This window comes from Rhodopirellula sp. J20-39, assembly GCF_057365095.1.
This window is the reverse complement of sequence record NZ_CP195123.1, coordinates 3,378,006-3,396,223: the sequence shown is the minus strand read 5'-3', so window position 1 is coordinate 3,396,223 and position 18,218 is coordinate 3,378,006. Positions and strand designations below refer to the sequence as shown.

Sequence of the window (18,218 nt, the reverse complement as noted above, 5' to 3'; positions counted from 1 at the left end):
GCGACGATACCCTTCGACGGTCATTTAACGTGCATCCCTGGGTATGTTTTACCGAAGTTTTGCAAAAATCTTTTTCTGACCATTTAGGTGGTAAGGCGACGCCACCATCGTACGTTATTGATTAACGGGTGTTTGGGCACCTCTGCGCGACAGTGCGGCGATGCCGATGCTCGATCTCCTTTTTCAATTGTTCGTTACAAAGGTGAGAGCATGATTCAGAATCAGAAACGTGGATTTACGCTGGTCGAATTACTTGTGGTGATCGCGATCATTGGTGTTTTGGTCGGGTTGCTGCTACCGGCGGTCCAGGCGGCGCGAGAAGCGGCACGTCGCATGAGTTGCAGCAATAATTTCAAACAGGTTGGTTTGGCGATTCACAATTATCACGCTGCTTACCAGCAGTTACCCATTCAAGGCACCGGGACTCATAAGGCCAATGAAGACACCGGAACGGGAGCGAACGCTCCGGGGCATAACGCGTGGCGGCTCAGCTATCTTGTTGGTTTAACGCCATTTCTTGAACAACAATCGCTGTGGGAACAAATCAGCAATCCGCTGAAAGTCGGCTCAACCCAGTGGAACGCAATGGGTGCCGCCCCGTGGCAATCGACCTACACACCTTGGGCGACCCAAGTGCCCGGCTTTCGCTGTCCCAGCGACCCCGGGACATCCGTCACCGGTTTAGGCAGTACCAACTATGCCGCCAACGCGGTCGGCGATTCTCTCAGCTATTCCGATTGGGGTTTCTGGGAAAGTGTGAATGTGTCGGGGGCTACTTACCGCTGGTCACAAGATCACGTCCCGTCCGCTCGCTCGACCTGTCGTGGGTTCTTCGTCCCACGCCACAACAGCAAATTCCGTGATGTTCTGGATGGTTTGGCCAATACCATCGCAGCCGGCGAAATGTTGACCGACCTCGGTGACCGTGATTCACGCACGCACTCCAATATCTCCAACGGATATTCCGGCCCGGGCGGTGCACGACAAACCGCCGACGCTTGCGATGATGACCTGGATGCCGAGCGTCCGCTGTTTTGGAAAACAGGTGCGACTTTGGAGAATTCCGAAACTCGAAAACGGGGTGCGCGTTGGGCTCACTCTGGCCCCGCCTTCACCGGAGTCAGCTTTGCCAGCGGTCCGAACCATCCCGTATGCCTTGCAGGCGGCTTTGAGTCCGGTGGCCAAGTTCCACCAAGCAGCCGACACCAAGGCGGTGCACACGTCTTGATGGGTGATGGAGCGGTGCGATTTGTGACCGATTCGATCGACACCGGCAACTCCCAATCGCCGGCTATTTTCCCGAACACAACGGGATTACCCGGCGGATCGAAAAGCCCCTATGGATTGTTCGGTGCACTCGGCACCCGGGGTTCACGCGAAGTCATTGATCAAGAGTTTTAACCGCTACTCGATCGATCTGAAGTTCTTTGTTCGCCGGATTCACTATCTGGCGGACTTCGTTTTCAATCGCCGAGCGAGTCGCTGGCACAGCAACCCTGGCTCGGCAATTTCCACCTCAACCTTATTCACGATTGGTATCCAAAGATGAATCAACTTGCCCTTCACTCGGTACTATGCTCACTCGCTTTCGTCTGCATCTCGTTCTGTTCAGGGTGTGGCGGCAAAGACGAATTACAAGTGCACGAACCGGTTCCAATGAGTGCCGAAGAATTAGCCAGTGAGCAGGTAGTGCGAACGTCGCGCCACCAATAAACAGCAATCGAACCGGACGGGCTGGCCCCCACGCCCGCCCCTGTCCTGGTGAGACGGTATCTCCTAATAGACGTTCTGAATGCTCATAGTTCCACCGCAACCGCTCTCCGGCGAGATCGGTTTGCTTCTCTAGAGCATTTTGAGATTTGACGTGCCCGATCCTGGTAGTTGGGTTCGCCAGAATTCAGTTTGTGGTTCGTAGGCCGGACCAAGCGCAGCGACGTTCCGGCATTCACGCGACTGCCGGATGGGCGTCGCAAAGCCTCCTTCATCCGGCGTACTTTGGGTCGTTACGTGATTGGTTTTTGTAGCTGGATTCGACAGAATTCAAAGCACCGGAGTCTGGCGATACCGCCTACATCCTTTGCAAAAACGCTCTAGACGTTCTGACTGTCTGTAGTTCCACCGCAACCGATCTCCAGCGAGATCGGTTTGCTTCTCTAGAGTCCTGGTCTTTATCAACTGGGCTACTTGTCAAGCTGGGCTGCTTGTCAAATTGGACTGGTTGCCGTGTAACGACTGAGACGTCCAGTTGCCTACTTGGCAAGCGACTCCAGATAGGTGACCAACGAAGCGAGATCCGCCACCGTAAAATCGTTCATCAATCCCTCGGGCATGATTGACGTCGGCAGGGTCTTACGGACTTCGATCTCTTCCTTGTCGATCACGTGCTCCTTGCCGAGTTGATCGCGAAGAGTCACGCGGTCACTCTGCTCGCTGGTGACAAAGCCCGTGATCAACAACCCGTCATAGGTCAAGATCGCGTTGGTTGCGAAACCTTGAGCAATGGTCTTGGCCGGTTGAAGGATTGCAGCCACTAGCTCTGGCCGTTTGTATGTCTTAGCGATGTTCCCTAAGAACGGTCCTTTTTGAACATCGTCCATTGAAACTGTATGGCAAGCCACACAGGTTGCTTTGGCAAATAGCACTTCACCCAAACCGGCGTCGCCTTTCAGCTTGGTCGCTTGATTAAGTGCATCGGAAACGGCCAGCGAACTGATCTTAGGACTACGGTCTTTCTCTCGAACCACCAACTTCAATCGCTTGATTGCCGCTTTGGCAGCCTGAGCAACTTTGGCATCGGAATCGCTATCAACGGCCAGAATCCGTTCATCCAGTTGATGACTTTTCAGCTCCATCGCAGCGTTGATCAAATGAACTCGTTGCTTTGGGTCCGACCAAAATTGCTCGATCGTTTGTGTAGCGTGACTTTTCGCTTCTGGACTGCTATCGCTCTGGTCCAAAACCGCGATCAACGTCAAATCCGCCCAATAGGCTGACGAGTCGACGCCGGTGCTCGCGGATTCGATCACCACATCAAGGTGCTGCCCCAGTTGTTTCGATTGCTTGATCGTCGCGACAGCGGATTGCCGCACACGATCCGGTGCTTCCGGAGTTACTCGAGCCAATGCGTCCAAGAGCTTTGCAACGGATTCGGCACCCTGCCCCTTGGCAAGAACCGTGATCGCGTGAATCAACGTATCCGGCGTCACCTGGGAATCGTTGCCTGCCTGAGCTGCCAACTCAAAGCCACGCGGTGGTATATCGTCCGTGGCCGCTAATTGAGCAATTGCTGCAGGGATCATCTGCGGATCCTGTTCAGCCAACGCGATGATCTTCTCGACGGCCTCATTCGAATGAATTCGATTCAGTCGCATCGTTTCGACGAGAAACGCCGCTTCGTCGGAATCGGACTCGCTAAGCTGTCGTTTGAGCGCGGCGGCAATCTTGTCCGTTTCCGCCCATGGGTCCGGTTGGTAGTACGGGCCACGAGTGTCCGGTCGCGTGCCCCATGAAGATCCTTTCCACTCCCCATCGTGATAATGCAGCCGACACAACGCCGACAATATCCCGCGTCGTACTGATGGTTGATCGGCATCCGCTAGCCGCTGCAGCACCCCATCGACCACCTCGGTGGTGTGCATCATCCCGAGAGCACGAAACAGACCTGGGGCAGGCTGATCTTGTTGATCGATTGAATTCAGACACGCGGCGTGTGCATCGCGATACGCCAAAGACCGGGCCGCAATGTGGACGATGACCGGATCGTCATCCGACAGTGCCTTTATGCACTCTTCGTCGCTAGCGTCCGTTTGCAAATGTGTCGCTAGATTGCGTTTGGCGTTTCGGGTTGCGATTGCATCGTCGAGTAATTGCTCGCCGGCTGGATTTCCACGTCGCATTAGTTCACGCTGGGCGGCGATGCGGCGGCGATAACTGGACGATTTCAGTTGATCCACTAACTCGTCATCGGATGCCGATACGAACTTCGGCAATAGCTCTGGTTCAAAACCCTTCGGTCGCACCTGGATGATATATCCCACATCAGTCCCGGCCCACTTGAACGTCGCCCCACGCCAACTGGCACAGTACAGCCGGCTCATGCCGTCAACGTCCGCATCGGTCGGACGGGTCATCTTCACCAATCGTTCAGGGGCTGCGGTTTCTTTGAACGTGGCTCCATTGGGAGCAACGGAATGCCGATACAACCCGCCCGTTCCCCAGTCGGCGGTCAACGGAGCATCATTCCAGCGACCGAATCCGGGCTCATCCAAGTAAACCGCACCGCATCCTGAACCACCGCCGTAATCGGCCAGTGGCTGCACGCATTCGTCACCGAAGTTCATGTACAAACGTGGGTAACCATGGTCGTCCATCCCCGTGAAGTGGTGAAGTCGCACGTTCCAACCACCACCATCGTTGGTATTGTCACGAGCAAAGATGTCCATCGTGGGACTGATCGCGACTTCCAAAATATTACGCGTGCCGGTGGAATAGACCTCCAACCCAGTCCCATCGGGACGAACGCGAAGCACGCCGCCACCGCGATGCGTTACCTTGCGACCATCGGTACCCTCGGCATCGATAAACCCAAAGTCACCGCCGGCAATGTACAGCCAACCATCAGGCCCAAGACTGACACCATTGGTGGTGTGGTCGGCGGGCCGTTTGTCGTAGCCAAACGCCAAGTTTTTTACGAGCACCTTCTCTTCGTCGGCCACACCATCACCATCATGATCGATAAAGGCACTCAAGTGCGGTGGGTGCATCAAGTACAGCCGATCGTGATCCCACACCAAACCTCGCGGAGCATCAACCTCGCAAAAGACCTTGGTTTCGTCGGCGCGTCCATCGTCGTCGGTATCGCGTAAACGAATGACACGTCCGCGGCCTGGATCACGGCCCAGTGAGCCATTCCCATCGGAACTGACATATAGCGTTCCGTCCGGAGCAGCAGCCACAAAGACGGGATAGTTGACTGCGGGCGGTGCCGCAAAGATGGTGAATTCGAATCCCTCGGGAACTCGCACATCTCTACGAATCGACGCCACCGTTTCGTCCGAAAGTGGTTCGATTCTTGGCATCATGTTGCCCTTCCGCTTGAAGGGATCCTCCGGCGGCTTTTCAGCCGAAGCGATCACGGGGGCATTCTTAGCAGGTTTCGACGCGGCGTCGGCCGCTTCCGTTTCAGCGAATGAGTCCCTGGGCAGTAGCGTAAGCACGACCAGCGCAAGACCAGCCACCAAGACTAAAAAAGGTGATTTCATCGGGCAATTGTGAGGATGGGGGAGGGAGCTAGGCTGTTGGCCCAGCGGAAGGTGGGAGGCGGCGGGCATGCGTCGAGACGCTTACCGGCACCATTGGAAGGAAAGGTTTGAAATCTTACCGCACTTGAAAACCGCGACGCAATAATCTGCCGCTTGTTAAGCAAGGATCGCAAATCACTGAGTCCAACATGGATCGAATCCACGAAAGACGGACTCCAGCAAACTTCGACACTGATAGATCAATTTCCGAAGGATTGATGAATGAAAGAACGGCAGGGTGCTGGCAACGTGCGTGTTGTCGGGTCAATAGTTTAGCCTCAACGTCCCGCCACCCCAACACACTTCCGACACTTTTCATAGCGACCTACAAACTCCAATCACCCCGCTGGTTAACCAGCCACAATGGCGTGTCGATTCCAATGTTTGCTTTGGACATGAACCGTCGTGCCAAGTCTGACGCGATCATGCTCGGATACCACGGAAATTGAAAAAGTTGCGATTTTGTTAGGTAAATGGACCGCCGATGATGACGATCCTCTTTTACCGGCAACGCATCCCCATCAACGCGGAAACGATTCAGCGTGAGAAAACAGAGCCTAGGAACTTGGCGATTCAATCGCCTCCAATGAAATTGACCACGATCGCTACAGGGAATTTCTGTCGCTGTACTCGAGCAATCGCTCACAGCTATTCAGATTCATTTACGCGTTGCTACCAACCCGTGCGGACGCCGAAGACGTGTTCCAGTGTACGTCGCTTGTGATGTGGACAAAGTTCGACTCCTACGATCGCGAGCTCCCGTTTCTGTCGTGGGCATGTGGGGTCGCGGACTACGAGGTTTTGAACTACCGGCGATTGATGTCACGGAAGAAGTTGCAGTTCGATGACGAACTGATCAGCCGGCTCGCTACCCTTCGCCAACCCGACCTAGGTAACGTCGAGCTTCGCATTGATGCACTGCAGCAGTGTTTAAGGAAGCTTAGGAAAAACGAGCGTGAACTGATTGAGTGGGTTTACAAGCGAGGTGAAACCGCTGTCGAGCTCGCCGCCGCCACCAGCACTCCACCTCAAACGATCTACAACCGAATGGCAAAAGTGAAACGCAAACTGGCGGATTTTTTCGATCCCGTCCTAATCGGAGGCCTGCCTATCAAAGACTAACCCCACACAGCATACAAAACGTTCCACCAAAGCTTTCACACAAATTGAAGCGGGAAATAGCAGCAACGAAATGGTCCCGCTGTGCACTTTTGGAACCTGTGTTCAATGCTCGCCGAGCACTGCGGACTTCGCCAGAATTAGGCAGCAAAACTGCGAAGGGCGTCATCAATGCTGGAAAGTAGTAACATTGGACGGTAGTAACGTATTCTAACGACATGCGATTCAATCTGGATTGGCATCATTCTTAATCAATCAGTCCATTCTATTTTGCATCGTCAGCCTTGATTGCTTGAGAACCTCATTTGGTTGCGGAGGCCACGCTGGCATCCCGAACTTAAACGATCGCTAAACAATCGTTTGGCTAACGCACCGAAGCGTCTGCCCTGGGTTTCACTGTCCTTCAATGGCAAACACCCCCGCCTGTTCGATCCCCGCCTATCCCACTCCTCCAGAGATCCTTCTATGAAACGCCGTCAATTCCTTGCTTGCGCATTAGGGCTTAGCCTTGCCAGAGTGGTTCAAGCTGGCGGAATCAAACGCTCGCCCCGCATCTTGCTGCGTTCATCTTGGCAATGTGTCAACATCGGCGACATCGCGCACACGCCCGGAGTTCTCGCGTTGATCGAGCAACACATCCCCGGTTGTGAGGTCGTGCTGTGGGCATCGCATAACTTGACAACGGAAGTCGCCGAAATGGAACACCAGCGGTTCCCGAACTTGAAAATCGTCAAAGGATCTATCCGCGATGATGGGTCGGCTTCCTCGCCTGAACTGGCATCCGCGATCGCGGATTCGGACTTCCTGCTACATGGATCGGGGCCCGGACTCGTCGCCGCCAAGGATGTAGCCGCCTACGTCAAACACACCGGGAAACCGTTCGGCGTCTACGGTATCACTTACGCCACCGATCGATGGAACGACCTGCTGACTGGAGCCGAGTTCCTGTTCTTCCGTGATTCCGTTTCGTTGCAATACGCGATCGCCCATGGCGTCAACGCACCCATCATGGACTTCGGGCCCGATGGCGCGTTCGCCTGCGACTTACGAAACGAAGAAAAGGCGACTCAGTTCCTACGCCAAAACGACCTCGTCGACGGCCAGTTCCTGTGTTGCCTATCACGCCTTCGTCATACACCGTACTGGAGCATTCCCGGTCGTCGCGATCGTGTGCGGCCGGAGAGCGTTGCCCGTAACGAGGCGATGAAGGAACACGATCATGTCGCCATCCGCGAGACCGTGATTCGCGTCGTTCGCGAAACCAACCTGAAAGTCCTGCTCTGCCCTGAAGACATGACGCAAATGAGCGTAGGCAAGGAAATGCTCTATGACCGACTTCCCGAAGACGTCAAACCCCGCGTGGTTTGGCGGAAAGATTTCTGGCTGACCGACGAGGCACTCAGCGTCTATGTACGCAGCGCAGGATTGTTTGGAAGCGAGATGCATTCGCCCATCATGGCAATCGGCAACGGCATCCCCGCCGTCGTCTGCCGGTTCCAGGAACAGACCAGCAAAGGGATCATGTGGCGTGACATCGGTTTAGGCGACTGGCTATTCGATCTGGATCAGGACAAAGATCTGAAAGAACGTCTACCAGCGACGGTATTAGCGATTGCCCAGAACCCTGAAATGGCCAAGTCCAAAACCCTTGAGGCACTTAAACGCGTCAAACAGTACCAAATGGAAACCATGGCTATCGTTCGCGAGCATACATCCAAGTCGGTCTAAAAACGCACTGCCTCAATAGCCCCCTGAGTGAGATCGATTGCTAAACCGTTCGTACCGCGGAAATCGAATTTGGTAATCTGATGACTCAACGCCGCATGTCGTATCTCCTCAAGAACCAACAGCAGTTGTAGCTGTTAATTTCAATCACCGTCTTATCAGAGGAATTAAAACGCGTGCTTGAGATCCACCTCAACTTGATTTCTGCTGCAACTTGGGGAACGATCGCAAACCACTTAGGGACCCATCACACGTGAGCGATGATTGGTGATCGCGGAGACTCTTTCCTCAACCAGCCCCCCAAAATCCTCCCCCGCAGCTTTGGAGGTCGTGCAGTTTATCGAGTCCGCGTTTTAGCGGGTTTCCGCATTTGAGAACCTCTCCCGGAACGAAGTTTTGGGGGAGCGATATACTAGGTCGAGCGACGCCGTTCAGGCGTACGTGAGGGAGGGGGCCTACACGTCGGTTCCACACACTCGCAAGCAACCTAAGCAAATCACTACTAAACCACTGTCCCCCATGCGGCTCGCCAATATCGGCAAAACCACAACCTCAGCAGCGACAAGTTTCCAGATGTGAACGGAACAGCAAACCAGCCCGCTACAAAAGCCCATGAAGCGTCCGACCGAAGCAACAAGGTCATCAATCGGCAAGGAAGCTTCGCCAAGGTCAAAACTCCATGACAACCCGAGCGAACTTCGGGTATCATGGTACCGATGCAGGTTTACTGGTCTCAAAGCCGTCGACTTTATGAAACCTAACCTGCCCCCTCCCTCCTCATGTGGCTTCGGTCACATCCCACCCAATCCTGCGTGCTGCCGTGAGCCTGAATCAGATCGTCCTCGATGGAGGCCGTTTCGCAATCACTGCCTGTTTCTCTGGTGCTGCTAATCCTTTCGTTAGCGTTCGCCCCATGCCCCGTAAAGTGCGCGACGTAGCGTTACTTGGACTGGCACTGTTCGTCTTAACGATCTCAGCCGCTCTGGGTGCAGACGCTAGCAGCGATTCGAAGCTGCAATTCTTCGAAGAAAAGATTCGCCCGATCCTGGCCACGAAGTGTTACCAGTGCCATGGACCGGAGAAATCCGAAAGCGGTTTGCGGATGGATTCAAAGGCAAACATCTTGGCGGGAGGGGCAAGTGACACTCCAGCGGCAATCGATGGCGATCCCGACCATAGCCTGATGATCCAGTCGGTGACTTATGAGGGCGACTATGACATGCCGCCTGACGAACCGTTGTCGAAAACTGAGATCGATCAGCTCAAACAGTGGATTCAAATTGGCATGCCCTGGCCAACCGAAGCCGCCGTCAAACCGACGTTGACTGTCGACGAGCGTGTCGCGGTTCATCAATCTGAACATTGGTCGTTGCAACCCATTACAAAGCCCGCCATCCCGACGTCCAACTTCACCGCAACGGACAGACTCGATCGAACAGAACTCGACCAAACAAAACTTGACCGATTGATCGAGCCCAAACTGTCCGCCGCCGGACTGTCGTTTTCTAAGGCAGCGGATCGACGGACGCTGATCCGCCGTGCCACTTACGACCTGTTGGGGCTGCCGCCTTCCCAAGAGCAGATCGACGCGTTTGTCCACGACGAACGTCCAGACGCTTGGCCTCGTTTGATCGATCAGTTACTCGAATCCCCGCACTACGGCGAACGCTGGGCTCGTCACTGGTTGGACGTCGCCCGATACGCTGACACCCGTGGCTACGCGATTGGCGGTCGCGACAAGCGTTTTCCTTTCGCGTACACGTATCGCGATTGGGTCATCAAAGCGTTCAACCGCGACCTGCCCTACGATGACTTTATCCGATGCCAACTTGCGGCCGATCAACTGGAATCTGCCGAGCGAGCCGACCTGGCGGCATTAGGCTTCCTAACCGTCGGTCGTCAGTACCTGAGCCGCAACGACATGGTGGATGATCGCGTGGACGCCGTCACCCGAGGATTCCTGGGGTTAACGGTCAGTTGCGCCCGGTGCCACGATCACAAGTTCGACGCGATCCCGACTCAAGACTATTACTCGCTGTTCAGTGTCTTTGAGAATTGCTCAATTCCTGGCGAGTTGCCGCTGATTACTGACGAAGCCGAACTGTCCAAGTTCAGCGAATTCCTGGGCAAGCTGGATGAACTGAAACAGGGGATCGAAAAACGCCTCGATGAAATTCATCACCAACTGCAAACGCAAGCTGTCGAGCATCCAGCCGATTACCTGGCACGCGTGATCGAACCGGAAACCACACGGGAAGACTTCCTCCAGGAACAGGAATTCATCTCCCTTAAGCTGATCGACGTTCATAAACGCCTTGTCCAACGCTGGAAGAATTTCGTCAATCGGAAAGATGCCAAACGAATGCAGGTCTTCCTGCCATGGCATGAGTTATTGGCTTTGGACGATGAAGGCTTTGCTGAGGCGGCGAAACAGAAAATCGAGGGCTGGAAGAGTCTCCCCGCTGACAAGCTGAGCCCGTTGGTGCTCAGTGCGTTGTCAGAAAATCCTCCAACGCAAAAGATCGAACTGGCTCGCGTGTATGGGCATTTGATCCGAGATCAATGGGCGGCCAAAAACCAACCAGTCGCCGATGAGAACACGGCCACGGAACCAGACGTGGAGCAAGCAAGCCCCGCCCAAGCCGACACTAGCCAGGCCGACACTAGCCAGGCCGAAGATCCGGCTCGCACCGCACTGTTGGAAATCCTATCGCCGCATGACTCGCCGATGATCATCAGTCGCGACGATATCCGCTCGTGGCTCGACCAGGGTCAACGCACCGATATTGCCAAACGCGAAGGCAAGGTCAATGAACTGAACTCGAACGCACCCGACGGTTTGGATCGCGCGATGATCGTGGTCGATCGTGAACCGCCTAACAACACCCATGTGATGATCCGTGGGAACGCAGGACGTCGAGGAGATCTGGCACCGCGACGCTTCCTGAAAGTGCTCTCCCCCGCCGAGCGACCGGACTTTCAAAAGGGTGCCGGCCGATTGGAACTGGCCAACGCGATCGCCAATCCAAACAATCCGCTGACCGCTCGCGTGTTCGTCAATCGCGTCTGGATGCATCACTTCAACCAACCGCTCGTCGACTCGCCAAGCGATTTCGGAATCCAGTGCCCCGAACCACTCCAACGAGATGTGCTGGACTGCCTGGCGGCTGACTTCATGGAAAACGGTTGGTCGATCAAGCGACTGCACCGACGAATCATGACGTCTCACGTGTACCAACAAAGCAGCCGCAACCGTGACGATTGCCTGCAAGCCGATTCCGAGAACCGATTGTTGTGGCGAATGAACCGGCGGCGATTGGAATTCGAAGCCCTGCGTGATTCCCTCTTGGCGGTTTCAGGAAACCTGGATGCAAGACTATTCGGAAAGTCCGCATCCATCACAACGGCTCCCTTTTCACATCGGCGGACGATCTATGGAACGATCGATCGTCAGGATCTGCCGGGTTTGTTTCGGGCGTTTGATTTCGCGAGCCCAGATCAAAGCGTCGCCAGACGAACGCGGACGATCGTGCCCCAACAATCGCTGTTCATGTTGAACTCACCGTTTGCGATCGAGCAATCCAAAGACTTGGTTGGTAAAGCGAAGTGGGATCCCGAGACGGACGCCGATCAACGCATCGCCCAACTCTATCAATTGATCTTCGCTCGATCGCCCAGCGACCAAGAACGCGAGATCGGAAAACAATTTGTCAGTGCCGGAACATTGCAATCGCCGGATGACGATCCACCCGCAACTGAAGCGTCCCCCGCTGACGCGTCCGAAGCTGAAAAGCCTGCCGCCGAGTCATCTGAAACCAAACCGGATCAGCTGGACGTGTGGACGCGGTACGCACAAATGCTATTGATGACGAACGAATTCGAATTCATCGACTAACGAAGTGAATCTGTTATGAACGAATCCCAAATTTCTCCATCCGCCGGCGAATGCTCGCTGTCTCGGCGTAGCCTACTGCGGCAATGCGGTACGGGACTCGGCGTGCTGGGACTGGCCGGTCTGCTGGGCGATGACGGAATGCTGAACACCGCCCAAGCCGGAGCCAATCCGATGCTGCCGCGGCCGACTCACTTTCCGGGCAAAGCCAAACGGGTCATCCATTTGTTTATGAACGGCGGTCCCTCCCACGTGGACACGTTCGATCGCAAAGTCGCTTTGGATCAATACAACGGCAAGAAGCTGCCGCTGGACCTGCGCACCGAACGCAAGACCGGCGCCGCGATGGCGTCACCATTCAAATTCAAGCGATACGGCGAGTGCGGACTGGAAGTCAGCGAACTGTTTCAAAAGACCGCCGAGCACATCGACGACATCGCCGTCATTCGGTCCATGCACGCTGACGTTCCCAACCATGAACCGTCGCTGCGGCTGATGAATTGCGGCGATTCCCGTTTGGTTCGGCCCAGCATGGGCTCGTGGATCACCTACGGCATGGGAACCGTCAACCAGAACCTGCCCGGTTTCGTTGCGTTATGCCCCAACGGTTACCCCATCACCGGCCCCCAAAACTGGCAATCCGCTTTCCTGCCGGGCGTGTTCCAGGGAACTCATGTTGATACGCGACACGTCGACATCAAAAAATTGATCGAAAACATCGTCAACCCGCACACCAGCCATCCGCAACAGGTGCAACAGCTTGATGCGCTTCGCAAACTGGACGCACTGCATCAAGACGAACGCGGTCCCGATCCGGCCTTAAGTGCGCGAATCCAATCGTATGAACTGGCCTACCGGATGCAGATGGAAGCGACCGACGCGTTCGACGTCAGTCGTGAACCGAAGCATGTGCTGGAAGCCTACGGAGAAGGCGTCAACGCCCGCCAGATTCTGATCGCCCGGCGATTGGTCGAGCGAGGCGTCCGCTACGTGCAGGTTTGGCATGGCGAAGGCCAGCCTTGGGACAACCACGACGATTTGGAAGTCAACCACCGCAAATTGGCTGGCCAGTGCGACCAGGCGATCGGAGCCCTTCTCAACGATCTGAAACAGTCGGGGATGCTGGAGGACACGCTGGTAATTTGGGGCGGCGAATTTGGGCGCACCCCCGTCGTCGAGATGCCGACCAAAGGAACCAACGCCGGCAAGATCAACGGCCGCGACCACAATCACTATGGCTTCACGATGTGGATGGCCGGCGGCGGCGTCAAAGGCGGCCAAGCGTACGGCGCGACCGACGAATTCGGATTCAAAGCGGTCGAAAACCGCATGCACGTCCACGACCTGCACGCCACCATGCTGCACCTGCTCGGCTTCGACCACAAACGCCTAACCTACCGCCACGCCGGCCGAGACTTCCGTCTAACCGACGTCCACGGCGAAGTCCACCACGGCCTGATCGCCTAACACCCTCGGCCAATCACACACGGCCACGATCAACGCGAAGCAGGCTGGGTTAGGCTAGATGATTTCTCACGCAAAGGCGCAGAGACGCGAAGACTTTGGTTTCGTCTTACGTGGGATATCTCGTTGTGGATCACTATTTGAGAGGGGGCCGCGAGACACCGGATAGGTTCTTTTTGGGAAGCGCTGGTTGGTCCCAGGGAAATACCTGCATCGAAAACGCGAAGGTCAGGTGTTGTACTTACGCCAAGCAGAGCCTCTATCTGTCTTAGCGAGAATCCAACACTAAAATGATTAAGCGAGTCGGATAGCCAAGGGCCATACTGAGCCACGCAATTGCCGACTAGTAATCAGCAGGGATGTTTGACGGTTCGCGAATACGGCGCGACGATGCTTTCGGAGCATTCGTGAGTGCTTCCATAGAGCAGTCCGGAACGTCGGCACCTCACTGGCGTCTTCGATGGAATCGAGACTCCTCGCGAAACGTTACGAATATCACAGACTGGGCATAAACCCAGCGACTAGCCGGCTAACTTGGCCAATGTAACTCAGGCGAGATGCAGTGAAAGCGGTTCCGAAGATGGAGAATCTTTCCATTCCGAGTCTTCGCTTTCGTGGGATTTGATCGGCGCATGAAAAAAGCCTGCATTTCTTTGGAAATGCAGGCTTTTGCGAAGTAGCGGCAGAGGGACTCGAACCCCCGACACGCGGATTATGATTCCGCTGCTCTAACCAGCTGAGCTATGCCGCCGTTTGTTCTGGAAACCGGAACTTTTTCTGTATCGGTCTCGAGAAGGCAGAAACTTACGCAAAATGCCATTGCGTGAAAAGGTGCCCTTCGTTGGTCGGTGAGTATGTCGTTTCTTGCCGGTTTTGTCTATATTTCGCAACGCCCGAATAAAACGACGAATTAATCGACAACTGAAAATTCTTTTCAGTGGATTCTTTTCTAAGGACCAAACCGTTGCCGCTCGAAACTGACATCACTCCCCCCCCCGCATCGATTACCCAATCGCCCGTCACGGGAAACGGGCGCATGGGCCAGGTAACGGGAGTCCGAATTGCAGCAACAGGTTCGTACGTTCCCGAAAATATCGTCACCAACGAAGACATGGCCGCTCTGGGCTGTGACAGCGAGTGGATTATCCGCCGGACCGGCATCCGGGCTCGCCGGCACGCCGCCCCGGATCAAGCGACCAGCGATCTGTGTTTCCACGCGGCAAAAAATTGCCTGGATTCCACCAAGATCGCTGCGTCGGACATCGATTTGGTGATCGTCGCGACCATCACGCCCGACCACCCCACGCCGTCGACCGCCTCGCAATTGCAGGCCCGACTGGGGATCAACGCTCCGGCGATGGACATGGGTGTCGCGTGCTCCGGTTTCACGTACGCATTGGTGACGGCGGCTCAGTTCATTGCGACGGGCAATTGCAAGAATGTGCTCGTCGTCGGCGGCGATCTGATGAGCCGCACGGTGGATCCTGAAGACAAGAAGATTTCCCCACTGTTTGGCGACGCGGCCGGCGCCGTGATCCTAACCAGTTCCAACGACGACGAAGACGGCGAGAACGAGGGCGAACAAAATCAAACCGATGGCATCCTGGCTTACCAACTCGGCAGCACCGGAGCCGGAGCGGAACTGCTTTGCATTCCCGCCGGTGGAAGTCGTCAATCGCTGACCCCGGACGCTCACGCAGCAGGCCAGCATTACATGTTTATGGACGGACGAAACGTGTTTAAGTGGGCCGTTCGCGTCGTCGACGAGAGCATCACGGCGGTTTTGGATCGAGCCGGAATCGAGGCCAACGATTTGTCGCTGATGATCCTGCATCAGGCGAACCAACGAATCATCGATTCAGCGGTCTCGGACCTGCATATCGATTCGGACAAAGTGTTCGTGAACCTGGACCAATACGGCAACACCTCGGCCGCCAGCATCCCACTGGCGTTGGACGAAGCAGCACGCGGCGGGCGCCTGCAACGAGGCGACCTGTTGCTAATGAGCGGCTTCGGCGCCGGCCTAGCCTGGGGAACGGTCCTACTGCGTTGGTAAAGAACCAGTGAGCCAGTAAAGAACGAATGTCACCGCCCGCCACTGCCCGATTCTCACTGCGGCTCCCTCTCACTGTGGCCCTGTGGCCCTGCCCAACTGCGGCCCTAACACCCCCACCAACCGCTCCACCTGCTCAAGGGAATGGGCCGCCGAGATCGAAACTCGCAGCCGGGCGGTGCCCTCGGGAACCGTGGGCGGCCGAATGGCGGGCACATAGAAACCGTCTTGCCGCAATTTTTGGCTTAGCTTCACGGCCGCTTCGTCGGGACCAACGATAACCGGGATGATTGGAATCCCCGACTCCAGGCCGCTGGCGGGCACATTCATCCGCTTGCGAAAATGGCTGGATAGCTGAGCAACCTTGATGCGGCGATCCGACATGCCTGGCAAAGCTTCGATTGTGCGGCCAGCGGACTGTGCCACAACAGGCGACAGAGCGGTCGAGAAGATCAACGATCGACAAAATTGGGTTAGGTAGTCGACCACCACTTGAGCCCCGGCCACGAACCCGCCCTGATGCCCCACCGCCTTGCTGAGCGTTCCGATTCGCACAGCAATCCTGGACTGCAAACCAAGAGCTTCACTCAAACCGCCGCCGGTCTCGCCGAGCACGCCGGTCCCATGGGCTTCGTCGACGATTAACGTCGCTTCGTACCGCTCCGCCAAACGAACAAGTTCCGCCAGCGGAGCGATGTCTCCGTCCATGCTGAAGACGGTGTCGGTCACGATCCAGACCGTGCTAAAGCGATCACGACTGGAACGCAGCATCTGCTCCACGAATTCGAGATCGCGATGTGGGTAGATCACCCGAGTGGCCTTAGAAGCTCGGCATCCGTCGATCAGCGAAGCGTGATTGAGTTGGTCGCTGAGGATCAAATCACCTTCGCGGCAAAGCGTCGCGACCGTGCCGGAACAGGCCGCATACCCGGACGGGAACACGACAGCCGCTTCCGCCCGTTCCAATCGTGCGATCTGGCGAGCTAAATCTTGATGATGGGGCGACCAGCCGCAAACCAACGGACTGGCGGTCGCTCCTGTTTGTGCTGTTGAAGCCGCCGGAACTTGCTCCGCCACGACTTGCTGCGTCGCTTCTAGCGAAGATATGCCTCGAGCTGCTGCCAGTTCACCGATGTCCGTTCCGGCAACAATTCCCAAATAGTCGTTGCCGCCGAAATTCAGCAAACGCTGACCTTCAGCCGTAGTGACATCGACGCCGGACACTTCCAGCGGCTCCAGGCGACGCCCGCGGCCATGCAAACGAGCTTGATGGAGATGATCACGAAGTCGAGCATCGAAGCTGCGATCAGGCTTGGAGGACGCCGGGCCAGACATCGCCTTAGGGCATCCCGTCTTCGACCCAAGCTACCGCCGCATCCCAAGCAACCGACGCGTCCCAAGCACCCGCCGGTTCGCTTGCGTCATCAAGCAGTTGCACACTGGCGGCAGGCATTTGCAAGTTCAATAGCCACATCAGTGCGATCAGGCGTTCACAAATCACGCCAGGATCCAACCCTGCCGGCACTTCCTTGCCAGACGTCTGGGCGGCCGCGACGGCGAAGTACAGTTGGTGGTGGCGTTCGGCGGCGATCAACAATTGATCCGTTGAACGCAATCGAGCTTGGTCGACAATCGCTTGATCGGGAAGGTCGACCATCAGCCGCGTCACCGAAGTCAGATCGGCGTGCTCATCGGGCCATGCCAGCTCGAATTGCATGTCGAGTGCCCACTGAAGCGTCAGCAACGACTCGTATCGCCACACGAATGCGTCCGCCGATGGCAGTCCAGCACCTAATACGCGAGCCGACAACCCCGAAGGATCATCGATCATGAATTCCCGCTCGACTGGCGACAACGCGTCAAACCCGATCGGGCAACGCTGCCGCATCAATTCAGGATCGAGCGGCCGATTCGAAAGCACCGATTCCGCTCGGGTCGCAACCAAGAACAACGCCAGCGAACGTCGGGCCACGACAGTGGCGGAAAGAGGTTCCACTTCGTCCACACCGGGGATCGGCAATAATCCTTCAACGGGATCCACCAAGCGGTTGCGGAGTTCCACCACGATGTCGGCTTGCCGGCGGCGTGCATCCACGGAACTGGGCAAGACCGCTTCCGGGTGCGAATGGGCTACTTCGGACAGTCGCGATGAGTCCAGCAACAGACGGCCCGCAGGATCGAAGACCTGGCCAGCTTCGCTGATCCAAATCGCGTTGGCTGCCCAAGCCCAATCCGCCCATTCTTGCAACAACGAGAGGCTGGACGACATCGCAACCGCGGGGTCGGAAACATCATCAAGATTACCGGCCGCATCATCTTTGGCCGCATCATCTTTGGCAGAATCTTCGGCAACCGAATTATCAGCCATCGCTGACGTAGCGAGAACGACACGGCGGGAACGCATCGCATGCAACTGCAGCGGCCGGACCAGTGGATGCGAGGTCGGCTCCGCTTCAACAAGCCACCGCACCGCTGGGTGCAGTGGCGTTGGACCAGTCGGATGTAATTCAAGCGACGGTGATTCGCCCGATGTAGATTCGACCGGGTGTGACTCAGCCAACTCCGGCGCATCGGGCTCGTTAACGCGGTCCACTTCGTCGGGCGATAGAACCGAATCGATGGTCGCCAACGCGATCAAGCGACTCGGCAAGGATTCACTGCTCAA

Annotated in this window: 9 protein-coding genes and 1 tRNA gene; 6 read left to right on the top strand and 4 right to left on the bottom strand. The window is 56.1% G+C overall.

The features are described from left to right. Positions 1-210 precede the first annotated feature (210 nt). Positions 211-1,401: a DUF1559 family PulG-like putative transporter gene (locus tag ACR3ZL_RS12435; protein ID WP_473652831.1), complete on the top strand. Its 1,191-nt coding sequence runs from the start codon at positions 211-213 to the stop codon at positions 1,399-1,401. Between the two features lie 848 nt (positions 1,402-2,249). Here ACR3ZL_RS12435 and ACR3ZL_RS12430 read toward each other — a convergent pair. Then, positions 2,250-5,261, bottom strand: coding sequence for a DUF7133 domain-containing protein (locus tag ACR3ZL_RS12430; RefSeq protein ID WP_473652832.1), 3,012 nt, complete (start codon positions 5,259-5,261; stop codon positions 2,250-2,252). A gap of 615 nt (positions 5,262-5,876) precedes the next feature. On the opposite strand from ACR3ZL_RS12430, the gene ACR3ZL_RS12425 reads away from it, so the two are divergent. The 4 genes from ACR3ZL_RS12425 (at position 5,877) to ACR3ZL_RS12410 (ending at position 13,503) form a co-directional block, all read left to right on the top strand. Then, positions 5,877-6,422 (top strand): sigma-70 family RNA polymerase sigma factor, encoded by a 546-nt coding sequence (locus ACR3ZL_RS12425; protein WP_486173580.1) that lies wholly within the window; start codon positions 5,877-5,879, stop codon positions 6,420-6,422. A 462-nt stretch (positions 6,423-6,884) separates the two neighbouring features. Continuing rightward, on the top strand, positions 6,885-8,147 hold the full coding sequence (locus tag ACR3ZL_RS12420) for a polysaccharide pyruvyl transferase family protein (RefSeq protein WP_473652833.1): 1,263 nt from the start codon (positions 6,885-6,887) through the stop codon (positions 8,145-8,147). A 910-nt stretch (positions 8,148-9,057) separates the two neighbouring features. Further along, positions 9,058-12,039 carry a PSD1 and planctomycete cytochrome C domain-containing protein gene (locus ACR3ZL_RS12415; protein WP_473652834.1) on the top strand — a complete coding sequence of 994 codons (2,982 nt, stop codon included), beginning with the start codon at positions 9,058-9,060 and terminating at the stop codon, positions 12,037-12,039. 15 nt (positions 12,040-12,054) lie between these two features. Beyond that, positions 12,055-13,503: a DUF1501 domain-containing protein gene (locus tag ACR3ZL_RS12410; protein ID WP_473652835.1), complete on the top strand. Its 1,449-nt coding sequence runs from the start codon at positions 12,055-12,057 to the stop codon at positions 13,501-13,503. 674 nt (positions 13,504-14,177) lie between these two features. On the opposite strand, the gene ACR3ZL_RS12405 is transcribed toward ACR3ZL_RS12410, so the two are convergent. Beyond that, positions 14,178-14,251: transfer RNA gene (locus ACR3ZL_RS12405), tRNA-Met, on the bottom strand. A 213-nt stretch (positions 14,252-14,464) separates the two neighbouring features. Between ACR3ZL_RS12405 and ACR3ZL_RS12400 the strand changes: the two genes are divergently transcribed. After that, complete coding sequence (locus tag ACR3ZL_RS12400; protein WP_473652836.1) at positions 14,465-15,556, top strand: beta-ketoacyl-ACP synthase III; 1,092 nt, start codon at positions 14,465-14,467, stop codon at positions 15,554-15,556. 69 nt (positions 15,557-15,625) lie between these two features. Here ACR3ZL_RS12400 and ACR3ZL_RS12395 read toward each other — a convergent pair whose 3' ends face one another. Then, a complete protein-coding gene (locus ACR3ZL_RS12395) occupies positions 15,626-16,888 on the bottom strand; it encodes an aminotransferase class I/II-fold pyridoxal phosphate-dependent enzyme (protein ID WP_473652837.1) in 1,263 nt (420 codons plus the stop codon). A 4-nt stretch (positions 16,889-16,892) separates the two neighbouring features. Continuing rightward, positions 16,893-18,218, bottom strand: a complete 1,326-nt coding sequence (locus ACR3ZL_RS12390) for a DUF4272 domain-containing protein (RefSeq protein ID WP_473652838.1) — start codon at positions 18,216-18,218, stop codon at positions 16,893-16,895.